We start from the raw sequence: 21,376 nt of genomic DNA on the forward strand, positions 1-21,376 counted from the left end.
CAGCAAATTTCGCGCCGCAAACGTGGCGGGGCGAAAACAACTGTGTTAATGGCCCGGCAAATGCAGGTCGCCCAAAAGTGTGCAGTTGGGACAACGACTTGCATAAATCGAAAATTGCCCCCGAACCCCGAGGATTTCAGGCCATGGCAACAGCAGCGGCAGTGTCGAACAAATTCGAATCCTTCTTCGAAACCACGCTGGCCGATGCCGATCCGGAGATTTTCGGCGCCATCCGCAACGAACTCGGTCGCCAGCGTCACGAGATCGAGCTGATCGCCTCGGAAAACATTGTTTCCCGCGCGGTGCTTGAGGCGCAGGGCTCGATCATGACCAACAAATATGCCGAGGGCTACCCGGGCAAGCGCTACTATGGCGGCTGCCAGTTCGTCGACGTGGCCGAGGAACTGGCCATCGAGCGCGCCAAGAAGCTGTTCGGCTGCAACTTCGCCAACGTCCAGCCGAATTCCGGCAGCCAGATGAACCAGGCGGTGTTCCTGGCGCTCTTGCAGCCCGGCGACACGTTCATGGGCCTCGACCTCAATTCCGGCGGCCATCTGACCCATGGTTCGCCGGTCAACATGAGCGGCAAATGGTTCAAGGTCGTCTCCTATGGCGTGCGCCAGGACGACCATCTGCTCGACATGGACGCCATCGAGAAGACCGCGCACGAGACCAAGCCGAAGCTGATCCTGGCCGGCGGCACCGCCTATTCGCGCGTCTGGGACTGGAAGCGGTTTCGCGAGATCGCCGATGCGGTCGGCGCCTATCTGATGGTCGACATGGCGCACATCGCCGGCCTGGTCGCCGGCGGCGTGCATCCGTCGCCGCTGCCGCATGCCCATGTCGTGACCACCACGACGCACAAATCGCTGCGCGGCCCGCGCGGCGGCATGATCCTGTGCAATGACGAGGACATCGCCAAGAAGATGAATTCGGCGGTGTTCCCAGGCCTGCAGGGCGGCCCGCTGATGCATGTCATCGCCGCCAAGGCTGTCGCTTTCGGCGAAGCGCTGAAGCCAGGCTTCAAGGTCTATGCCGAGAGCGTTGCCGCCAACGCCAAGGCGCTCGCCTCAAGCCTCAAGGAGACCGGTCTCGACATCGTCTCCGGCGGCACCGACAACCATCTGATGCTGGTCGATCTGCGCCCGAAGAACGCCACCGGCAAGCGCGCCGAGGCAGCGCTCGGCCGCGCCAACATCACCTGCAACAAGAACGGCATTCCGTTCGACCCGGAAAAGCCTTTCGTCACATCCGGCGTGCGTCTCGGCACCCCGGCCGGCACCACGCGCGGCTTCGGCCAGGCCGAATTCCGCGAGATCGGCAAGCTGATCGCCGAAGTGCTGGACGGTCTCAAGGTCGCCAATTCCGACGAGGGCAATGCCGCTGTCGAAGCTGCGGTCAAGGCCAAGGTCGTGGCGCTGACCGATCGTTTCCCGCTCTATCCCTATCTCGGCTGACGCGATAGGAAGTCTTACCGCCTGCTGCAACCACAAGCGTCGTTGCAGCAGGCCGGGGCGGCCGGCAGGAGCCTTGATGATGCGACCATTTCGTTTCGCCGACCTTGGCGCCGTTGGCGCTCTGGCCGCTTTGATCGCCGTGCCTTTCCCCGGCATCGCCTTGGCGCAAACCGGCTCTGCTCAATCCGCGCCCGCGCAACCCGCACCTCAGGCCGAGCCGGCGGCGGCGGCCCAGGCGGCACCCAAGCTCGAAACTTTCGGCAGATGGTCGACCCTGGTCGACGAGGTCGACACCGGTGAGGATCTGCGCAAGACCTGCGCTGCCTCGACCGCCTTTATCGGCGCGGGCGGCGTGCCCGGTACCTTGACGCTCGTCATCACGAACGGCGATGCACTGCCGCCGGATGCCTACCCGTCCGTAACGATCGCCGTCGACAACAAGGATCTGCCGGCCGGCAAGTCCGTCGCCGCCACCTTCGACGACGACAAGGGCCGTGTCGCCGCAAAACTCCATTCCGATGGCGCCGTCAACGGCCGGCTCAGCTGGACCGTGGACAATCAGGCCAAGACCAGCCTGGCGCTCCTGCGCGCCATGCGGCGGGCATCGGTGCTTGACGTCTTCTTCGGCGACGCGCCGGTCGGAAGCATATCCATGGACGGCTTCACCAAGGCCTATCGCAGTCTCGGCACATCATGCGGATTTCCGACCGCCGACGTCGCTCCCTGAAGACATCGGTACGCTGTGCGGCTGCCTGGCGAGGCTGGCAATCCTGCTTGCGCCTCGCTATCTCTGTGCGACGAGGGGCTCTGAAGGGCGAGGGGCTGTTGGCGACACTTTGCCATCGCTGCAAAAACCTCTAAGCCTTTCGCTTCACCAGATTCGCCAACCAAAGGCTTCTCCATGCGCTGTCCCTATTGCCAGTCGGAAGATACGCAGGTGAAGGATTCGCGCCCCGCCGAGGATGGCGCGGCGATCCGCAGGCGGCGCGTCTGCCCCGATTGCGGCGGTCGCTTCACCACCTTCGAGCGCGTGCAGTTGCGCGACCTCGTCGTGGTCAAGAAATCGGGCCGCAAAGTACCCTTCGACCGCGACAAGCTGCTGCGTTCGGTGGAGATCGCCGTGCGCAAACGCAATGTCGATCCCGAGCGCATCGACCGCGCGGTGACCGGCATCGTGCGCCAGCTCGAAAGTTCCGGCGAGACTGAGGTTGCTTCGGGAGAAGTCGGCCGGCTGGTCATGGAAGCGCTGAAATCGCTCGACGATGTCGCCTATGTGCGTTTCGCCTCGGTCTACCGCAATTTTCGCGAGGCCAAGGATTTCCACGAACTGCTGGGCGAGCTCAAGGGCGACGAAATCAAGGGTGAAGAGGAAGCCAGCTGAGCATGACTGCAAGCGAACAGGCCGCCCTTGATCGCCGCTTCATGGCGGCGGCACTCAGACTGTCGCGAAAAAATGCCGGGCGCACCGGGACCAACCCCTCCGTCGGCACGCTGATCGTACGCGATGACGGCAATGGCCCGATGATCGTCGGCACCGGCGTCACCGCTGTCGGCGGCCGCCCGCATGCCGAGACCGAGGCCTTGGCCGAGGCCGGCGACCTCGCGCGCGGCGCCACCGCTTACGTCACGCTGGAGCCTTGCGCCCATCACGGCCGCACGCCGCCTTGCGCCAATGCGCTGGTCAATGCCGGTGTCGCACGCGTCGTCGGTGCGGCCAGCGATCCCGATTCGCGCGTATCCGGCAAGGGTTACGCGATCCTGCGTGCCGCCGGTGTCGAGGTGGTCGAGAAGGTGTTGGCCGAGCAAGCCGCCGAGCAGATGGCCGGCTATTTGATCCGATCATTGAGAAAACGCCCGGAAGTGATTCTCAAGCTTGCGCTTTCCAGCGACGGCAAGATCGGCAGGGAAGGCGGTGGGCAGGTGTCGATCACCGGAGATATCGCGCGCCGCGAAGTGTATCTGATGCGGGCCGAGGCGGATGGCATACTGGTTGGTATCGGGACGGCCCTTGAGGATGATCCGGCCCTGACGGTGCGTTTGCCGGGGCTGGAGAACCGTTCGCCTGCCCGCATCGTGCTCGACCGCCAGATCCGGTTGCCGGAGGCCTCGAAGCTGGTTTCGGGCGTTGACCGGGTGCCGCTCTATGTCGCCGCCTGCCTGGAGGCCGATCCGCTGCGGCGGGCAGCACTCGACCGCGCAGGCGTGCGCTTCATCGGCACTGAAACACATGAGGGCGGCATCGCTCTGCCGGAACTGCTCGAGGATCTGGCCGCGCTCGGCATGGGCAGCGTGCTGGTCGAGGGCGGCGCCAAGGTGGCGAGCGCCTTCCTGGCCGATGGGCTGGTCGACCGCATTGTGTTGTTCCAGGGGCCGGAAGCGATCGGCGACGACGGCATTGCATCGCCGATCGACGCCGACCATATCCCGGCAGGATTTCGCAAACTGCGCGACATGCGTTTCGGCGAAGACAGCTACGCCGAGTGGATAAGGGATATCTGATGTTTACCGGGATTGTCACCGATGTCGGCACTGTCGCTTCCGTCAAGCCGCTCAGGGAAGGGGTGGGGTTGCGCATCGACACCGCCTATGACCCGCAGACCATCGCCATCGGCGCCTCGATTTCCTGCGGCGGCGTCTGCCTGACGGTTACGGGCTTGCCCGACAGCGGCTCGAACGCGCGCTGGTTCGAGGTCGAGGCCTGGGAAGAGGCGCTCAGGCTGACGACGGCGATGGGGTGGAAATCGGGCACGCGGATCAATCTGGAGCGGGCGCTGAAGATTGGCGACGAGCTCGGCGGTCACATCGTTTCGGGTCATGTCGACGGCATGGCCGAGATCGTCGAGCGCAAGGATGAGGGTGACGCCGTGCGCTTCACGCTGGAGGCGCCGCGCGACCTGGCGAAGTTCATCGCGCCCAAGGGCTCCGTCGCGCTCGACGGCACCTCGCTCACCGTCAACAAGGTCGAAGGCATGCGCTTCGACGTACTTTTGATCCACCACTCGCTGACCGTGACCACCTGGGGCGAGCGCAAGGTCGGTGACCGCGTCAATCTCGAGATCGACACCATGGCCCGCTACGCGGCGCGGCTGGTGGAGGCCGCGAAAGGGGGGCTTTGATGACCAAGAACAGAGTCAATTCCACGCAGGCAAAAAGCCGATGCGTGAGACACAGACCGGTGTGAACACCGAAGAACACTCGCGGTTTGATCTGTCCGTCAACGACAGCAGAGTCTTCGTTGAAGCCTTGATCAATCCTCGATCGGTGAACGATCGTCTGCGCGATACCGTGCGTGGCTACCGTCACAATACAGGCGTGTGAGCACTGGAAACCAATAAGTTCTGCGGACCTTCGGCAACGTGGACAATCTTCCGCTTGCGATGAACCCGGCTTCGGCCTAAGTCACCGGCAACTCCCCGGAGACTTTTATGGCTGGTACATCCCAACACGGCAAAGCCTTCATTCGTCCGAAGGCGAAGGCGCATCTGCTCATTGTCGAAGCGCGCTTTCACGACGACCTTGCCGACGCGCTGCTCGATGGCGCGACAAGCGCGCTCGATGAAGCGGGCGCGACTTATGATGTCGTCACCGTTCCAGGTTCGCTCGAGATCCCCGCGGTGATTACCTTCGCGTTGGACGGCGCGACGGAAGGCGGCACGAGTTATGACGGCTTTGTCGCGCTCGGCACCGTCGTCCGCGGCGACACCTATCATTTCGACATTGTCGCCAATGAATCCAGCCGCGCGCTCATGGATTTGAGCGTGCAGGACTCGGTCTGCATAGGCAATGGCATCCTCACCACCGAGAACGACGCACAGGCGTGGACGCGGGCCAAGCGCTCGGAGGGTGACAAGGGTGGTTTCGCGGCGCGTGCGGCGCTGACCATGATCGCCCTCAAAGAACAATTGGGAGCGCGATCGTGAGCGAACCCGCTTCGCCCGGCCAGCCTGCGGTGCGCCACGCCAACAAGCGCGGTGCTGCCCGTCTGGCCGCCGTACAGGCGCTCTACCAGATGGATGTGGCCGGTAGCGGCGTCTTCGAGATCACCGCCGAATACGAGGCGTTTCGCCTTGGCAAGGAAGTCGACGGTGCGCTCTACCGCGAGGCCGATGCGCAATGGTTTCGCGCTATTCTGGCGGGTGTCGTCGAGAACCAGAAGACCATCGATCCGATCATCCGCCAGGCGCTGACCGAGGACTGGCCATTGTCGCGGCTCGATTCGACGCTGCGTGCCATTCTGCGTGCCGGCGTCTACGAGTTGATGAAGCGCGAGGATGTCCCCGTCGCGGTCATCGTCTCCGAATATGTCGACATCGCCAAGGCCTTCTACGAGGAGGACGAGCCGAAGCTGGTCAATGCCGTGCTCGACCGTGTGTCACGCCGGGTGCGTGGCGAAGGGCGCGGCAAGGACGCATCATGACGGCCATCGCCTTCGAGGCTGGTCAGGAGGCGCGCCGCACCGCTTTGATCCTCGCCGCCTCGCAGGCGATCATCGGCTCGGCGGCCCCCATCGCCATCTCCGTGGGGGCGCTGGCCGGGCAATATCTGCTTGGTCCCGACAAATCATTGGCGACAGCGCCGATCACCGGCTTCAACATCGGCGTGGCGCTCGGCGCGCTGCCTGCGGCGGCTATCATCCGTAGTATGGGCCAGCGCGGCGGTTTCATGACCGGCACGATCGTCACGGCGCTCGGTGGCCTGATCGCCACGCTAGCGCTTTTTCAAGGCAGCTTCTGGCTGTTTGCCTTTGGCTTGCTCACGATCGGTGTCGGCGGCGCCTTCGTCCAGCAGTTCCGCTTCGCCGCCGCCGACAACGCACCGCCTGAATTCAAGGCGCGCGCCATCTCCTTCGTGCTGGCCGGCGGCATCGTCACCGCCATCCTCGGACCGCAGATCGTCATCTTCACCCGCGAATTGCTTGCGCCGGTCATGTTTGCCGGTTCGTTCGTCTCCATCCTGCCGCTGGCAGCGGTCGGCGCCATCATCCTGTCGTTCCTGCGGCTGCCGACGAAAGCATCCGGCAAGGTGGAGATCGCCGACAGCGACGCCAGGCCGCTGGCTGAAATCGTCACGCAGCCGCGTTTCGTCGCCGCGCTTTTCTGCGCGGTTGGCAGCTATGCGCTGATGAGCTTCGTCATGACGGGCGCACCGCTGGCCATGGTCGGTTGCGGCCTGTCGGAGAACGACGCGACGCTCGGCATCTCCTGGCACGTCATGGCGATGTTCGCGCCAAGCTTCTTCACCGGCTCGCTGATCCATCGCTTCGGCGCCGAACGCATTGTGGCCACCGGCCTGATCCTGCTCATCGGCTGCGCCATTGTCGCTCTGTCGGGCCTGGCGCTGTGGCAGTTCTGGACGTCGCTGATCCTGCTAGGCCTTGGCTGGAACTTCGGCTTCATTGGCGCGACCGCGATGGTGGCCGCCACCTACCGGCCGTCGGAAAAGGGCAAGGTGCAAGGCTTCCACGACTTCGTCCTGTTCGGCTCCGTCGCCTGCGCCTCGCTGATGTCGGGCATGGTCTACAATGCCTGGGGCTGGGAGATGCTGAACTGGATAGTCTTTCCGGTCACCGTCCTGTGCTTCGTGGCGCTCGGCGCGCTCAAGCTGACGAGCTTGCGCAAAGCCGAAGCCTGATCCATCCGCCGTTTCACCTGACGGCGCTGTCAGCACGATGTCGGTCGAATTTACCGCTCCGTAACAAAATATTGCGTCTGTACCTATTGTTATGAAACCGTGTGCCCCGACTGGCCGTTGAAGCCATGCTCATATGCGGTCACCGCGTTTCGGTTCATAGCAAGGGGTTTCACAATGTTTTCAGTCAAGTTTCTGGCCGGCGCGGCATTGGCGCTCGGCATTACGGTGGCTACCGCCAATGCCCAGGTGGTTGTCTCTTCCAAGATCGACACAGAGGGCGGCGTGCTCGGCAACATCATCCAGCTCGTGCTCAACGCCAACAACATCAAGACATCGGACCGTATCCAGCTCGGTGGCACGCCGGTGGTGCGCAAGGCGATCACCGCCGGCGAGATCGACATCTATCCCGAATATACCGGCAACGCCGCTTTCTTCTTCGAAAAGGCCGACGACCCGGTCTGGAAAGACGCCGCCAAGGCCTATGAAACGGCCAAGAAGCTCGACTATGACGCCAACAAGATCGTCTGGCTGTCGCCGTCGCCCGCAAACAACACCTGGGCGATCGCGCTGCGCAAGGAAGTCGCCGAGACCAACAAACTTGCCACGCTCACCGACTTCGGCAAATATGTCGCGGGCGGCGGTCAGGTGGTGCTGGCGGCTTCCGCCGAGTTCGTCAATTCGGCGGCTGCGCTTCCGGCTTTCCAGACCACCTATGGCTTCACGCTGAAGCCGGACCAACTGATCACCCTTTCGGGCGGCGACACGGCGGCAACCATCGCAGCGGCCGCCAACCAGACCAACGGCGCCAACGCGGCCATGGTCTACGGCACCGATGGCGGCATCGCACCGTCCGGCCTCGTCGTGCTCGACGACGACAAGGGCGTGCAGCCGGTCTACCAGCCGGCGCCGATCATCCGCGAAGCGGTGCTGAAGGAACATCCCGAGATCGAGACGCTGCTGAAGCCGGTCTTCGCCAAGCTCGACCTCGTCACGCTGCAGGAGCTGAACGGTCGCGTGCAGGTCGGCGGCGAGCCGGTCAAGGGCGTCGCCGAGGACTTTTTGAAGAAGAACGGGTTTTTGAAGTAGTCAGTGACACCGGTGCAAGGCACCCCCCTCTGGAAGCTGCTGATCTCCCCCCTTGCGGGGGAGATGTCCGGCAGGACAGAGGGGGGTGCTGTCCCGCCGACCTCCCAACCCGTCAAAGGTGCGTGCCTCGACAGGGTTGCTTCTGAACAAGCCGACACCCGAAAGTTGGCGATCCTTCACACCCCCCTCTGGCCTGCCGGCCGTCTCCCCCGCAAGGGGGGAGATCGGATATCGCGTCGGTTTTCGCCAATCCCCAAAGAAAGCTGCGCGATGTGGCAAATCGCCCCTCATGAGGGGCAACCATGACTCCCCGCTTCGACAAGCTCGGCGTGGTCATCGCCGCGATATCAGCCTACGCGGCTTTTGCCGCGCCCTTTGCCACGTTCCGTGCCAACCGCATCGTCCCCGGCCAGGCGCGCTCGATTCTCGAGGCGCTGCCGGCAACGACCGGGACGCTGCTGCTCGCCATCATTGTCGCCGCAGCACTCATCGCGCTGTTCAAGACACCACTTGTGCTGCGCCTTGCCGCCAGCGTGATGGCGCTTGCCGCGCTCGCGCTGCTGATCGGTGTCGCCGGAACATTTCTCACGCCGGCGGGCAACACCTTCGCCAGAGTTTCGCCAGCCTCCGGTTTCTGGATTCTGATCTTTGCCTTCACGCTTTTGCTCGCCGACGTGCTGACAAGGCTGAACCTGTCGCCATTGGCGCGGGTTGGCGTGCTTGTGGTCGCGGCTTTGGCGATCGGGCTGCTGTTGATTTCGGGAAGCTGGGACAATCTGTCGATCCTGAAGGAATATTTCAACCGCGCCGACAGTTTCTGGGCGGAGGGCTCCAAGCATGTGACGCTGGCGCTCGGTTCGCTGGCCGCCGCGGTGATCGTCGGCCTGCCGCTCGGCATCCTGTGCCATCGCGTCGAAAATCTGCGGGCCGGGGTTCTCAACGTGCTCAACATCATCCAGACCATTCCCTCGATCGCGCTGTTCGGCCTGCTGATCGCGCCGCTCGGCTGGGTTGCCGCGCATGTGCCGGGGGCTGCCGCGCTCGGTATTCGCGGCATCGGCACCGCTCCCGCCTTCGTCGCGTTGTTCCTTTACTCGCTGCTACCGGTGGTGGCCAACACGGTGGTCGGTCTCGCCGGCGTGCCGCGCGCGGCCAACGACGCGGCGCGCGGCATGGGCATGACCGACAGGCAGCGCCTGTTCGGCATCGAGTTTCCGCTGGCTTTTCCTGTCATCCTCACCGGCATCCGTATCGTTTTGGTGCAGAACATCGGCCTCGCCACCATTGCCGCGCTGATCGGCGGCGGCGGTTTCGGCGTGTTCGTCTTCCAGGGTGTGGGTCAGACGGCAATGGACCTTGTGCTGCTCGGCGCCGTGCCGACGGTCGCGCTCGCCTTTGCCGCCGCCATCATCCTCGATGCGGTGATCGAAATGACCGCCACCAAGCGCAGGGTTGAAACGGCATGATCGAGATCGAAGGCATCACTAAGCGCTATGACGCGACGACCGTGGTCGATGACGTGTCGATGGTCATCGAGCCGCGCACCATCGCCGTCATTGTCGGCACGTCCGGTTCCGGCAAGACGACGCTGCTGCGCATGATCAACCGGCTGGTCGAGCCGACCTCGGGCATCATCAAGCTCGACGGCGCCGACAATCGTTCGCTGCCCGGTTACGAGCTGCGCCGCAGCATCGGCTACGCCATCCAGGGCCACGGCCTGTTTCCACATCGCACGGTGGCACAGAACATTGCCACCGTGCCGGTGCTGCTTGGCTGGGACAAGGACCGTATCAAGGCCCGGGTCGACGAGCTGATGACGCTCTATCAGCTAGATCCCGAAGCCTTCGGGCCGCGCTATCCGCACGAACTGTCCGGCGGCCAGCAGCAGCGCGTCGGCGTTGCCCGCGCACTCGCCGCCGAGCCCAACGTGCTGTTGATGGACGAACCGTTCGGCGCCCTTGACCCGATCATCCGCACCAAGGCGCAGGAGGATCTGCTGGCGATCCAGAAGCGCTTCGGCACCACCATCATCCTCGTCACCCACGACATGGAAGAGGCCGTGCATATGGGCGACAAGATCGCGGTCATGGATGCCGGCAAGCTGGTGCAATACGCCAAGCCAGCCGAGATCCTGGCAAAGCCGGCAAGCGCCTTCGTCGAGACCCTGGTTGGCGCCAGCGAGAGGCCGTTCCGGTTGCTGTCGCTCGGCCGGGCCCGCGATGCCGTGGAGAAGGGCTCCGCCGAAGGCGAGGCGATCCCCGGCGATGCCAGCCAGCGCGACGCGCTGGCCGAATTGCTGTGGTCGGGCCGGCCGGCGCTGCCGGTCTCAGGCACCGACGGCAAGCCGCTTGGCCGCGTGACCATCGACGGGCTGGTGAAGCGCGCGGCGAGGCCGGCATGAAGGCCTGGCTTCCATCGCTGCTCAGGCTAGCCTTGGTGGTGCTGCTCGTTGCCTTCGTCACCAATCCGGGCTGGTTCGAGCCGCTGCTGAAGCCGCTGACCGAAAACAATGCGCCGGTGATCTACAATCAGGGCAGCCTGCTGACACTGACATTGCTGCATTTGCGCACGGTTCTGATCGCCACCGTGGCCGCAACCATCGTCGCGGTGGCGCTTGCCATCCTGGTCACCAGGCCGGCCGGCGCCGAATTCCTGCCGCTATCGCGCAGCCTGGTCAACATCGGCCAGACCTTTCCGCCGGTGGCGGTGCTGGCGCTTGCGGTGCCGGCCGTCGGCTTCGGCGAGAAGCCGACGCTGATCGCCCTGTTTCTCTACGGCCTGTTGCCGATCTTCGAAAATGCGCTGACCGGCCTGACGACGCTGCCGGCCAATGTCGTCGAAGCGGCGCGCGGCGCCGGCATGACCGGTTGGCAAAGGCTCACCAAGGTCGAGCTGCCGCTCAGCGCCCCGATCATTCTCGGCGGCATCAGGCTGTCGGTGGTGATCAGTCTTGCCACCGCGACCATCGGTTCGACCGTGGCAGCCAAAACGCTGGGCGAAGTGATCATCGCCGGGCTGTTGTCCAACAATCTCGCCTTCGTCCTGCAGGGCGGCCTGATCGTGGCAGCCCTTGCCGTGCTGATCTATGACGGTCTATCGGCGATCGAGCGCTACACGGCGCGCCGCATGGGCCGGGAGACCGAGTAGCCGCGTCTTGCGTCAAGGCCAATTTCAATCGATCTAATAGGAGAGTGCTAACGGCAGCCGCCGCTTGGCCCCAACCATTTAGGCGAAAGCCGGGCAAAAACCGAACAATATCTTGACGTTCGCAGCCCTGTTTCGCATACACCGCTGCGAAGAGGCGGATTCCGTGCACGGAATCCGGTCTTTGTCTCAACGGCCCAGGGAGGGGTTCTTTTGGGCCATCAATCGAGGAAAATCCGGCAATGACAATTATTTCCGCCGTCATCGCCTGCGGCCTGCTTTCAATCCTTTACGCCATCTGGGCGACACGTTCGGTCCTTGCGGCCGATCAGGGCAATGCACGCATGCAGGAAATCTCCGCAGCTATCCGCGAGGGCGCACAGGCCTATCTGGCGCGTCAGTACACCACCATCGCCATCGTTGGCGTCGTCGTCCTCGTGCTCGCCTGGTGGCTGCTGTCCATCACCGCCGCGATCGGCTTCCTGATCGGTGCAGTGCTTTCAGGCGCCGCCGGCTTCATCGGCATGCATGTCTCCGTTCGCGCGAATGTTCGTACGGCGCAGGCCGCATCGAACAGCCTCGCTGCCGGCCTCGACATCGCGTTCAAATCGGGCGCCATCACCGGCATGCTGGTTGCTGGCCTGGCCTTGCTCGGCGTTTCGATCTACTACCTCATCCTGACCCACTTCATGGGCCTCCAGCCCAATGATCGCATCGTCATCGACTCGCTGGTCTCGCTCGGCTTCGGCGCATCGCTGATCTCGATCTTCGCCCGTCTCGGCGGCGGCATCTTCACCAAGGGCGCCGACGTCGGCGGCGATCTCGTCGGCAAGGTCGAAGCCGGTATTCCCGAAGACGATCCGCGCAACCCGGCCACCATCGCCGACAATGTCGGCGACAATGTCGGCGACTGCGCCGGCATGGCCGCTGACCTGTTCGAAACCTATGCGGTGACCGTTGTCGCCACCATGGTTCTGGCTGCCATCTTCTTTGGCGGTACCGCCGTTCTGGGTGCAGCCATGCTTTATCCGCTCGCTATCTGCGGCGCCTGCATCCTGACCTCGATCGTCGGCACCTTCTTCGTCAAGCTCGGTTCCAACGGCTCGATCATGGGCGCACTCTACAAGGGCCTGATCGTCACCGGCCTGCTGTCCATCGTCGGCCTCGGCGTCGCCACCCATGTCACCCTCGGCTGGGGCGAGATCGGCACCGTCGCCGGCATGGTCATCACCGGCAAGAACCTGTTCATATGCGGCCTGGTCGGCCTCGTGGTGACCGGTCTCATCGTGGTCATTACCGAATACTACACCGGCACCAACAAGCGCCCGGTCAACTCTATCGCCCAGGCGTCGGTCACCGGTCACGGCACCAACGTCATCCAGGGCCTTGCGGTCTCGCTGGAATCGACGGCGCTGCCGGCGATCGTCATTGTCGGCGGCATCATCTCGACCTATCAGCTTGCCGGCCTCTTCGGTACGGCGATCGCCGTCACGACGATGCTCGGTCTTGCCGGTATGATCGTTGCGCTCGATGCCTTCGGCCCGGTCACCGACAATGCCGGCGGCATTGCCGAAATGGCCGGCCTGCCCAAGGAAGTGCGCCAGTCCACCGACGCGCTCGACGCGGTCGGCAACACCACCAAGGCGGTGACCAAGGGTTACGCCATCGGTTCGGCCGGTCTCGGCGCACTGGTGCTGTTTGCCGCCTACTCTAACGACCTGAAGTTCTTTGCCGCCAATGGCGACAAATATCCCTACTTCCAGGGCATGGGCGAGATCTCCTTCGATCTCTCCAACCCATACGTCGTCGCTGGCCTGATCTTCGGCGGTCTGATCCCGTATCTGTTCGGCGGCATCGCCATGACGGCCGTCGGCCGCGCGGCGGGCGCCATCGTCGAGGAAGTGCGCAAGCAGTTCCGCGAGGATCCGGGCATCATGGCTGGCACCTCGAAGCCGAACTACGCACGCGCGGTCGACCTGCTGACCAAGGCGGCAATCAGGGAAATGATCATCCCGTCGCTGCTGCCGGTGCTGGCGCCGCTCGTCGTCTATTTCGGCGTGCTGCTGATCTCGGGCTCGAAGGCGTCCGCCTTTGCCGCCCTTGGTGCCTCGCTGCTCGGCGTCATCGTCAACGGCCTGTTCGTCGCCATCTCGATGACCTCTGGCGGCGGTGCCTGGGACAACGCCAAGAAGTCCTTCGAAGACGGCTTTGTCGACAAGGACGGCGTCAAGCATCTCAAGGGTTCCGAGGCGCACAAGGCTTCGGTGACCGGCGACACGGTCGGCGATCCCTACAAGGACACCGCTGGCCCGGCCGTCAACCCGGCGATCAAGATCACCAACATCGTCGCGCTCTTGCTGCTGGCCGTGCTCGCGCACGGCTGATCAAAAGCATCCACTCGAAAACAGAACCCGCGGGAGCGATCCCGCGGGTTTTTTGTTGAAGCGATGACAACGTCGACCCTTCAGCGCTTCGCTTCGCCTGGGTCCTCCAGTGCGTGGTGTGCAAGCATCTCATCCAGGCTCGGCTCGCGTTTCCTTGGCCACGGCCACACCGGTGACCGATCCCCATAACAAAAACCCGCAGGATCGCTCCCGCGGGTTTTTGGTCGCCTGAGATGATGAGGCTTCCGGAATGAAAGCCGAAAGGAATTAGACGCCGCCGCCCGGAATGCTGGGTGCCAGCTTGCTGGCACCGTTGATGATCTGGCTGAGGAAGTTCTGGTCCTTGCCGCCGGTCGGTGTGGTGCGCGAGATGAAGTCGAACATCTTGCCGTCCTTCATCCCGTAATTGGCGATCTGGGTGACGCGGCCATCGGCGCCGAAATAGACCGCCAGCACATGCTGGTCAATCAGCCGTGGCTTGTCGAAGGCGACGTAGCGCTTGCGCGTCTGCGAAATGTAATAGAAGGCCTCGTTGTCGAAGGTCGCGGTCGTCGACGGCGTGCCGAGCGCCAGAAGCACCTGCTCGCGGCTCGAACCGACCGGCACCAGGTCGATTGCCTGCTGGTCTATGACGTAACCTTGCGTCAGCGTCTCACTTGGGCTGAGGTCGCCGATCATCTTGGAGGTGTGGCAGGCGGACAGTGCCGAAACGATCATCAGCAGCGAGATCGCGCCGGCGGGCCTGGACGAGAAGGTCGACTTGAAATTCAGCGCGCGCAACAACAACTCCATTAGCTGGCCGCAACTTGCGCTGGGCCGCGAAACCGGTAAACCAGCTTGCTTGCCGATGCAACAAGCCCACTTCAACAAACGGTCCCCAGGAGACCATCCCCAATGTTCCAGCGCTTTTTTGGCCGCGAACGCTACGCCAACCGCGCTATCACCGAGGCGCTTTACGCACAAATCGTGGCGGCGGCGCGGCAGACCGTGTTTTATTCCCACTGGAATGTGCCAGACACGCCGCTTGGCCGTTTCGAGATGCTGTCGCTGCACATGTTCCTGTTCCAGCACAGGTTGCGCGGGGAGGGCGGTGCGGCGCAAGAGGTCGCCCAGGTGCTGATCGACGAGTTCTTCCTCGACGTCGACCATTCGTTGCGGGAATTGGGCATTGGCGACGTGGGCGTGCCCAAACGCATGAAAAAGCTGGCAAAGATGTTTTATGGCCGAACCGCTGCCTATGACGATGCCCTGAAAAGAAACGACCATGAAGGGCTGACCGCGGCTCTTGCCCGCAATGTCCGGCCCGACGCGGGCGCCTGGCTGGAAGCATCGCTGCTGGCCAACTATGTTACCGACGCGCGCAGTCATCTGGCCGCGCAGACATCCGAATCGATTGTCTCCGGCACGCTGACCTTTCCCGCCGCCAAGGAGGTTGAACAATGAAGCATGTTGACCCGCAAAGCCCGGTCTCCTTCCGGGCAAACGTTACGCGCCTGCCGCAGAAGGGCCTGCCGCTGGTTATCGAGGCCGATGCCGCGCAGCGTGCGGCACTGGCCGAGGAGCACGGGCTGATTTCGGTCGAATCCTATCGCGCCGAGCTTCTGGTCGCGTCGTGGAAGCGCAATGGCGTGAAGATAAGCGGTCGCGTCGAAGCCGACATCACCCAGGCCTGCATCGTCACGCTCGAGCCTGTCGAGGCGCATATCGACGAACCGGTCGAAGCGCTGCTGCTGCCCGAGGATTCCAAGCTTGGACGGCAGGGTTTCGATGGTGGCGGCGAGATCCTGCTCGACGCGGAAGGCCCTGACAGTCCAGAGACATTTTCCGGTGACACGATCGATGTCGGGGCAATCGCCGAACAGTATTTCGGGCTCGCCATCGACCCCTATCCGCGCAAGCAGGGCGCATCGCTCAACACCGGCAGCGAGAACGAACCGGCGGAGAATGAATTTCAGCAAAAACTGCGATCCTTGCTGGGAAAATCCTGAAAAGCTCGCCCGCGACGGAAAAGTCGGTTGTGCGGCAGCCCAAAACCGTTATTTTCGCCGAACCTTCGCGGTCGCTAAAGCGACCTGCCGCCTAACCGTGAGATAAATACCGCGTGATCAGGATTTCCATCGATGCCATGGGCGGCGATCACGGACCAGCCGTGGTCATTCCAGCGCTCATGACGGTCGCGACCCGTCGTCCCGACATCCGCTTCGTCATCTTCGGGCGTGAGGAGGTCGTGCGCCCGGAGCTTGCCAAATTTCCCAAGCTCGCCGAGATCAGTGAATTCTTCCATTGCGAAATTGCGGTCAGGATGGACGACAAGCCGAGCCAGGCGCTGCGCCACGGCCGCTGGAAGTCATCAATGTGGAAGGCCGTCGAAGCGGTCAAGGCCGGCACGGCCGACGCCTGCATTTCCGCCGGCAACACCGGCGCGCTGATGGCGATGTCGAAATTTTGCCTGCGCACCATGGCCACCATCGATCGCCCGGCGATCGCAGCCCTTTGGCCGACATTGCGCGGCGAAAGCGTGGTGCTGGACGTCGGCGCGACCATTGGGGCCGATGCACAACAGCTCATTGATTTTGCCATTCTCGGCACCGGCATGGCGCGCTCGGTCTTCGGCATAGCCCGGCCCAGCGTCGGCCTGCTCAATGTCGGCGTCGAGGAGATCAAGGGCCAGGAAGAGGTCAAGGAGGCCGGGCGCATGCTGCGCGAAGCCAACATGGCCTCGATGAACTATCACGGTTTCGTCGAGGGTGACGATATCGGCAAGGGCGTGGTCGACGTCGTCGTCACCGAAGGCTTTGCCGGCAACATCGCGCTGAAGACGGCGGAAGGCACGGTGCGCCAGATCGGTGGCTATCTGCGCGCCGCGATGAGCCGGACTCTGATGGCCAGGATCGGCTATATCTTCGCCAAGGGCGCCTTCGATCGCCTGCGCGAAAAGATGGATGTCGGCCGCTCCAATGGCGGCGTTTTCCTGGGGCTGAGCGGCATCGTCGTCAAAAGCCATGGCGGTGCTGATTCTGACGGGTTCGCCGCCGCGATCGAACTCGGCTATGACATGGTCCGCAACAACCTACTCGACCGCATCGAGGCCGATCTGGACCTGTTTCATGCGCGCAACCCGCGTGCCCTGTCAGCTAGGAAATCCGACGTCGTCACCGACGCAAAGGAATAGGAAAGAACTTTGATCAGATCAGTCGTGCGCGGCACGGGCGCCGCGCTGCCCCGCCGAATCATGAAGAATGCCGATTTCGAAGGCATGGTCGAGACCTCTGACGAGTGGATCGCCCAGCGTACCGGTATTCGCCAGCGACATATCGCTGGTGACGACGAGACCACGGCTTCGCTCGGGGAAGCAGCGGCACGTGCCGCACTTGCCAATGCGGGCCTCACGCCCGCCGACATCGATCTGATCGTGCTGGCGACCTCGACGCCAAACAACACATTCCCGGCCACCGCCGTCGAGATCCAGAACCGGCTCGGCATGCATCACGGCTTTGCCTTCGACCTGCAGGCGGTCTGTTCGGGCTTCGTCTATGCCGTGACCACCGCCGATCTCTACATCCGCGGCGGCCTGGCCAAGCGTGTCCTGGTGATCGGTTCGGAAACATTCTCGCGCATCCTCGACTGGAGCAACCGCTCGACCTGTGTGCTGTTCGGCGACGGCGCCGGCGCCATGATTCTGGAAGCAGGCGAGGGGGCGGGCACGATCGCCGACCATGGCGTTCTGGCGGCCAGCCTGCGCTCCGATGGCACGCACAAGGACAAGCTTTTCGTCGACGGCGGGCCGTCGACCACGGGTACGGTTGGCCATCTCCGGATGGAGGGTCGCGAAGTCTTCAAGCATGCGGTCGGCATGATCACCGACGTCATCGAGGCGACGTTCGCGCAAGCCGGTATCTCGGCCGATGATCTCGACTGGTTCGTGCCCCACCAGGCCAATAAACGAATTATTGACGCTTCCGCCAAGAAGCTCGGGATAGCTGAGCAAAAGGTGGTGGTTACGGTCGATTTGCACGGTAACACCTCGGCTGCTTCCGTGCCGTTGGCGCTGTCGGTGGCCGTCGCCGACGGCCGCATCAAGAAGGGCGATCTCGTCCTCCTGGAAGCGATGGGTGGCGGCTTCACCTGGGGCGCTGTCCTGGTTCGCTGGTAAGTGCCGAACGGTCCAGTTTCGGTCCTTGACCTTGACGGATCAATTACTTAGGCTCTGCCGTTGTTGTGCCGAATTTTATGTTTTGAGCTGATGGGACGGTCGCATGGGGGGAAAGACACTTACGCGCGCCGACCTTGCCGAGGCAGTTTACCGGAAGGTCGGCCTGTCGCGCACTGAATCGGCCGAGCTCGTCGAAGCGGTGCTGGATGAAATCTGCGAAGCCATCGTGCGCGGCGAAACGGTGAAGCTGTCGTCCTTCGCGACATTCCACGTCCGCTCCAAGAACGAACGCATCGGCCGCAATCCCAAGACCGGCGAGGAAGTGCCGATCCTGCCGCGTCGGGTGATGACCTTCAAGTCGTCGAATGTGCTGAAGAGCCGTATCTTGCGCTCCCATCAGAGCGGCAAGGCCAAAAGCGGCAAGTAGTCCATTGCGCGGTTGAAAACTGCCGCCGCCATGACGCCGGGCTTGAATATTGCTTCATAAACCGCTGAAATAAGCCCCGATTCGGCAGGTAGGCCGGATCATCGTCCAGCGTGAGGATTCGCCCATGGACAAGAGCCCCGACGCCTTTCGTACCATCAGCGAGGTCGCCGAAGATCTCGATCTGCCGCAGCATGTGCTGCGTTTCTGGGAAACGCGTTTCAACCAGATCAAGCCGATGAAGCGCGGCGGCGGCCGTCGTTACTACCGGCCGCAGGATGTCGAACTGATCAAGGGCATTCGCCACATGCTCTACGACCAGGGCTACACCATCAAGGGCGTGCAGAAGCTGTTGCGCGAGAACGGCAACCATTTCCTGGTTGCCATCGGCAATGGCGACATGGCCGCCGTCGAGGCGATCTCACAGCGAAGGCAGGCTGACCAAGTGCCGCTGACGCCGGCGGCCCAGCCGCGTGGCATGGACGACGAACTGGTCGGCCAGCCGCGGGTGAAGCCCAGCCGCCGCTTTTTCGGCCTGGGCAAGAGCGACGAGGACGGTCCGGTGCAGCCGGATGCATCGAAACTCTCGCGCGACAACAGGGCCTTGCTGCAGGAGGCGCTGTTCGACCTCCTGGAATGCAAGCGCCTGCTTGACCAGGTGCGCTGACCGCAGCCCGACGCGACATCGATAGTTCGAAACCGGAACCCGTCTTCCGGTGAGGCGTTACGTTTCCTTCTGCAAGTGAAGGAAACACATCATGGCATCATTTTCGACCCTCTCGGACATCGATCTCGACAGGCAGGTCGCGGTTCTCAGCAAGGAACTGGCCAGCTTGAAGAGGGCTGTGGCGAAGCGAGGCGGCGCCTACTACGAGGACGGTCGCGATGCCGCGCTCGACACCTATTCCGATCTTGCCGGCCGCCTGCACGATGCCATGCCTGCAATCCGCAAACAGGGCAGGGTGATCGAGAAGTCGGCCCGCGACCATCCGGCGGCTGCCGCCGCGGTGGGCCTTGTGGTGCTCGGTCTTGTCGCCAGTCTGCTGTTCAGCCGGCGCTGAATTCTAAAACCCAAATCCCACAGATACGAGCAAGAAGAAGTGACGGCTCGCCCTAAGGTGATCCGTCATTTTCCTTGCGATCGGCCATGTCTGTTGTCGCTCCGGCATCTGGCGAGGAGCGTGTCGGCATAGAGGCGCCCAGCACCTCTGTGTCGCCGGCGCAGGAATGCGGATTGGTCAAGCCGCCAGGGCCGCTCGATTTCGCCGGTGAACGCCGGATTGGTGGTGGTGCCATAGCCAGCGCCGGGATAGACGACGATCTCACCGGCGTCGCGCATTGGATTTGCGTGAATTGTCGATCCGCGATCGAGCCTCGCGGGGCGGAGTAGCGGGCCTTGGACAGGAAGCCAAGGCCGGTCTTCTCGGTGGCGGTCTGCGGAGCTTAGGCCTTGTTTCCGATCACATGGTGGTGGTGGCGGTGATGATGGTGGTGGCGGACATGGTGGCGATGATGATGGTGGTGACGATGGTGGTGACGATGATGCTTTGCCATCGGGGCGGCATCCGCACTCGTCGCACCGATGACGGGCACCGTGAAAGCCAATGCAACTGCAAGCCCGAGGGCCGAGAGGAGGGACTTCTTCATGGATCGTTTCCTTTTGTTTCGCGGGCGTATGGATCGGGGCGATAGCCCGGCCGCCGCGAATGGAATTACGCGCCTAAATTTTTTCGTCAGTATTTCCCGATTGTAGAATTTTGTTTCTGTACTGTTTCTGCCCAATTCAGCCTCCCGCCACCATGCACGGCAAGATCGAGAGGCGGCCATTGGCCGCCCGTCCCACTACATCGGCGGCACGACGCCGTTGTTTCCGACCACGACGCGGCTGGCGCTCAGCGCGCCGTCACTGCCCCGCTCAACGGTGACAAAGACCGTCGCACCCGGCTTGAGGTCGGTCGGCGTCGCCGGCGCGAAGGTCACGACGGGCGTGGTGTCGGGGATCGAAATCTTCTTGGTCTGGCCATTGTCATAGGTCAGCGTGACCGATCGCCCGCTTATGTCGGTAACGTCGGCGACTGTGCCGTTGGTCATCCGGCTGTTTGGCTGCAGGTCCCAGGGGCGGTCACCCTCGCCAGTGCCTTTCAGCGCGGCCGGAAAGACCACCACCTCCAGGGCGCCGCTGCCGCCATCCGCTTTCGAAACGGAGGCAATGCCGAGGAAATCCCCCTGCTTAATGCCCTTTGCCGAGGCGTTGGCGACGCCCGAGATCTTCCAGCCGGCCTTGAGCTTGATCGCGTCGGTATCGCCCCGGCGGGTTTTCACGGTGAGCAGCGTGGGCTCAAAACTGACCACCGTGCCGCGCACACGCAGCGCGTCTGCGGCTTGGGCGGCGCCCGCGCCGGCGACGGAAAGGCTGGAAATCGTGCCGAGCACGACCATGACTGTCTTCAAGTTCATTGCAAAAAATCCTTCCGGGAACGAGCTGGCTGGAACCGGATGGTTTCACGCCAGCGACCCGGAGATAACGAATGGGCGCGGCGAAACTGCCGGCAAAAGCCCGATCAGGCCTTCAAAACAACTTGATCGCGACGTGTACGCGAGAGGATCGCGCCAAGCACCTGGTTCACGATCCCGTGACGGCCCTTTTGGCTCTTGGCAAATCGCCGGCGAGAGGGCATCTTCCCGACCGTCTCAGGCAACACTCCTCATTTGATCAAACTCTTTCAGTCATGGAGTTGCCAATGCCCCATAATGCGAAAAGCGAACCCCACTCCGAACCGGCAACCAACGGGAGCGGGCCAGATTACAACACCCTCAGAGCGATGCGGGAGACCCGCGGTTACAGCGTGGAAGAGCTCTCCCTGACATGCGGCCTGGCGGTGGACGAAATTGAGGATATCGAAAGCGGGAGAGTGACCGACCCGTCGAAGCTGCGTCGTATTGTGTCCGCGCTTCACCTTCCCCAGGAGGCCCTGATCACCCCGGCTGCGCCGACGCCGGCGGCGCAAGGTCGATCGCTGGCTTAGATCCGCACCACGCATTCCAAAGAAACCCGCCAAGGCTCAGCGGGTTTCTTTGTACCTGCCGCAGCCTCTGC

The 21,376-nt window shown here is 63.2% G+C and carries 25 protein-coding genes; 22 read left to right on the top strand and 3 right to left on the bottom strand.

Annotated elements, in window-relative coordinates:
* Positions 1 to 143: 143 nt before the first annotated feature.
* From glyA to NKJ37_RS19675, 14 genes are all read left to right on the top strand, one after another.
* Positions 144 to 1,457 (top strand): serine hydroxymethyltransferase, encoded by a 1,314-nt coding sequence (glyA, locus tag NKJ37_RS19610; protein WP_023810225.1) that lies wholly within the window; start codon positions 144 to 146, stop codon positions 1,455 to 1,457.
* Between the two features lie 76 nt (positions 1,458 to 1,533).
* A complete protein-coding gene (locus NKJ37_RS19615; protein ID WP_352774723.1) occupies positions 1,534 to 2,184 on the top strand; it encodes a hypothetical protein in 651 nt (216 codons plus the stop codon).
* A gap of 174 nt (positions 2,185 to 2,358) precedes the next feature.
* Positions 2,359 to 2,838 (top strand): transcriptional regulator NrdR, encoded by a 480-nt coding sequence (nrdR, locus tag NKJ37_RS19620; protein WP_023810227.1) that lies wholly within the window; start codon positions 2,359 to 2,361, stop codon positions 2,836 to 2,838.
* Positions 2,839 to 2,840: 2 nt separating this feature from the next.
* On the top strand, positions 2,841 to 3,956 hold the full coding sequence (gene ribD / locus NKJ37_RS19625) for a bifunctional diaminohydroxyphosphoribosylaminopyrimidine deaminase/5-amino-6-(5-phosphoribosylamino)uracil reductase RibD (RefSeq protein ID WP_128305714.1): 1,116 nt from the start codon (positions 2,841 to 2,843) through the stop codon (positions 3,954 to 3,956).
* On the top strand, positions 3,956 to 4,573 hold the full coding sequence (locus NKJ37_RS19630) for a riboflavin synthase (RefSeq protein ID WP_128305715.1): 618 nt from the start codon (positions 3,956 to 3,958) through the stop codon (positions 4,571 to 4,573). Before ribD ends, NKJ37_RS19630 begins: the two co-directional genes overlap by 1 nt.
* Positions 4,574 to 4,613: 40 nt before the next feature.
* Positions 4,614 to 4,775 (top strand): type II toxin -antitoxin system TacA 1-like antitoxin, encoded by a 162-nt coding sequence (locus NKJ37_RS19635; RefSeq protein WP_128305716.1) that lies wholly within the window; start codon positions 4,614 to 4,616, stop codon positions 4,773 to 4,775.
* A gap of 107 nt (positions 4,776 to 4,882) precedes the next feature.
* Entirely contained in the window at positions 4,883 to 5,377 is a 495-nt protein-coding gene (gene ribH / locus NKJ37_RS19640; protein WP_128305717.1) for a 6,7-dimethyl-8-ribityllumazine synthase, read from the top strand.
* Positions 5,374 to 5,874, top strand: coding sequence for a transcription antitermination factor NusB (gene nusB, locus NKJ37_RS19645; RefSeq protein ID WP_023798402.1), 501 nt, complete (start codon positions 5,374 to 5,376; stop codon positions 5,872 to 5,874). Before ribH ends, nusB begins: the two co-directional genes overlap by 4 nt.
* Entirely contained in the window at positions 5,871 to 7,088 is a 1,218-nt protein-coding gene (locus NKJ37_RS19650) for an MFS transporter (protein ID WP_128305718.1), read from the top strand. Before nusB ends, NKJ37_RS19650 begins: the two co-directional genes overlap by 4 nt.
* A gap of 174 nt (positions 7,089 to 7,262) precedes the next feature.
* Positions 7,263 to 8,174, top strand: coding sequence for a glycine betaine ABC transporter substrate-binding protein OsmF (osmF, locus tag NKJ37_RS19655; protein ID WP_128305719.1), 912 nt, complete (start codon positions 7,263 to 7,265; stop codon positions 8,172 to 8,174).
* A gap of 302 nt (positions 8,175 to 8,476) precedes the next feature.
* Positions 8,477 to 9,640 carry an ABC transporter permease gene (locus tag NKJ37_RS19660; protein ID WP_023810234.1) on the top strand — a complete coding sequence of 388 codons (1,164 nt, stop codon included), beginning with the start codon at positions 8,477 to 8,479 and terminating at the stop codon, positions 9,638 to 9,640.
* The gene (locus NKJ37_RS19665; protein ID WP_352761494.1) at positions 9,637 to 10,575 is read left to right on the top strand and encodes an ABC transporter ATP-binding protein; all 939 of its coding nucleotides are present in this window, start codon (positions 9,637 to 9,639) and stop codon (positions 10,573 to 10,575) included. Before NKJ37_RS19660 ends, NKJ37_RS19665 begins: the two co-directional genes overlap by 4 nt.
* On the top strand, positions 10,572 to 11,321 hold the full coding sequence (locus tag NKJ37_RS19670) for an ABC transporter permease (RefSeq protein ID WP_128305720.1): 750 nt from the start codon (positions 10,572 to 10,574) through the stop codon (positions 11,319 to 11,321). The genes NKJ37_RS19665 and NKJ37_RS19670 overlap by 4 nt, the downstream gene beginning before the upstream one ends.
* Before the next feature lie 239 nt (positions 11,322 to 11,560).
* Positions 11,561 to 13,702: a sodium-translocating pyrophosphatase gene (locus NKJ37_RS19675; RefSeq protein ID WP_128305721.1), complete on the top strand. Its 2,142-nt coding sequence runs from the start codon at positions 11,561 to 11,563 to the stop codon at positions 13,700 to 13,702.
* Positions 13,703 to 13,969: 267 nt separating this feature from the next.
* Here the strand turns inward: NKJ37_RS19675 and NKJ37_RS19680 are convergent, their stop codons facing one another.
* Positions 13,970 to 14,482, bottom strand: coding sequence for an outer membrane protein assembly factor BamE (locus NKJ37_RS19680; RefSeq protein WP_023810238.1), 513 nt, complete (start codon positions 14,480 to 14,482; stop codon positions 13,970 to 13,972).
* A gap of 114 nt (positions 14,483 to 14,596) precedes the next feature.
* Between NKJ37_RS19680 and NKJ37_RS19685 the strand changes: the two genes are divergently transcribed.
* From NKJ37_RS19685 to NKJ37_RS19715, 7 genes are all read left to right on the top strand, one after another.
* On the top strand, positions 14,597 to 15,145 hold the full coding sequence (locus NKJ37_RS19685; protein WP_023810239.1) for a ubiquinol-cytochrome C chaperone family protein: 549 nt from the start codon (positions 14,597 to 14,599) through the stop codon (positions 15,143 to 15,145).
* The gene (locus NKJ37_RS19690) at positions 15,142 to 15,690 is read left to right on the top strand and encodes a YceD family protein (protein WP_023810240.1); all 549 of its coding nucleotides are present in this window, start codon (positions 15,142 to 15,144) and stop codon (positions 15,688 to 15,690) included. The genes NKJ37_RS19685 and NKJ37_RS19690 overlap by 4 nt, the downstream gene beginning before the upstream one ends.
* A 113-nt stretch (positions 15,691 to 15,803) precedes the next feature.
* Entirely contained in the window at positions 15,804 to 16,874 is a 1,071-nt protein-coding gene (gene plsX / locus NKJ37_RS19695; protein ID WP_023810241.1) for a phosphate acyltransferase PlsX, read from the top strand.
* A 9-nt stretch (positions 16,875 to 16,883) separates the two neighbouring features.
* The gene (locus tag NKJ37_RS19700; protein WP_352774726.1) at positions 16,884 to 17,855 is read left to right on the top strand and encodes a beta-ketoacyl-ACP synthase III; all 972 of its coding nucleotides are present in this window, start codon (positions 16,884 to 16,886) and stop codon (positions 17,853 to 17,855) included.
* Between the two features lie 103 nt (positions 17,856 to 17,958).
* Positions 17,959 to 18,282 carry an integration host factor subunit alpha gene (locus NKJ37_RS19705; RefSeq protein WP_013532231.1) on the top strand — a complete coding sequence of 108 codons (324 nt, stop codon included), beginning with the start codon at positions 17,959 to 17,961 and terminating at the stop codon, positions 18,280 to 18,282.
* Between the two features lie 124 nt (positions 18,283 to 18,406).
* A complete protein-coding gene (locus NKJ37_RS19710; protein ID WP_023810244.1) occupies positions 18,407 to 18,946 on the top strand; it encodes a MerR family transcriptional regulator in 540 nt (179 codons plus the stop codon).
* Between the two features lie 91 nt (positions 18,947 to 19,037).
* A complete protein-coding gene (locus NKJ37_RS19715) occupies positions 19,038 to 19,340 on the top strand; it encodes a hypothetical protein (RefSeq protein ID WP_352629796.1) in 303 nt (100 codons plus the stop codon).
* A 65-nt stretch (positions 19,341 to 19,405) separates the two neighbouring features.
* Here the strand turns inward: NKJ37_RS19715 and NKJ37_RS19720 are convergent, their stop codons facing one another.
* Both NKJ37_RS19720 and NKJ37_RS19725 read right to left on the bottom strand, forming a co-directional pair.
* Complete coding sequence (locus NKJ37_RS19720; protein WP_352629799.1) at positions 19,406 to 19,618, bottom strand: hypothetical protein; 213 nt, start codon at positions 19,616 to 19,618, stop codon at positions 19,406 to 19,408.
* A gap of 503 nt (positions 19,619 to 20,121) precedes the next feature.
* Positions 20,122 to 20,736: a hypothetical protein gene (locus NKJ37_RS19725; protein ID WP_352774728.1), complete on the bottom strand. Its 615-nt coding sequence runs from the start codon at positions 20,734 to 20,736 to the stop codon at positions 20,122 to 20,124.
* A 71-nt stretch (positions 20,737 to 20,807) separates the two neighbouring features.
* On the opposite strand from NKJ37_RS19725, the gene NKJ37_RS31990 reads away from it, so the two are divergent.
* Positions 20,808 to 21,305, top strand: coding sequence for a helix-turn-helix domain-containing protein (locus tag NKJ37_RS31990; protein WP_502902004.1), 498 nt, complete (start codon positions 20,808 to 20,810; stop codon positions 21,303 to 21,305).
* The last annotated feature ends 71 nt before the right edge of the window (positions 21,306 to 21,376 follow it).

Origin of the sequence: Mesorhizobium sp. M0140 (genome assembly GCF_040322475.1) — a bacterium.
Lineage (GTDB): Bacteria > Pseudomonadota > Alphaproteobacteria > Rhizobiales > Rhizobiaceae > Mesorhizobium.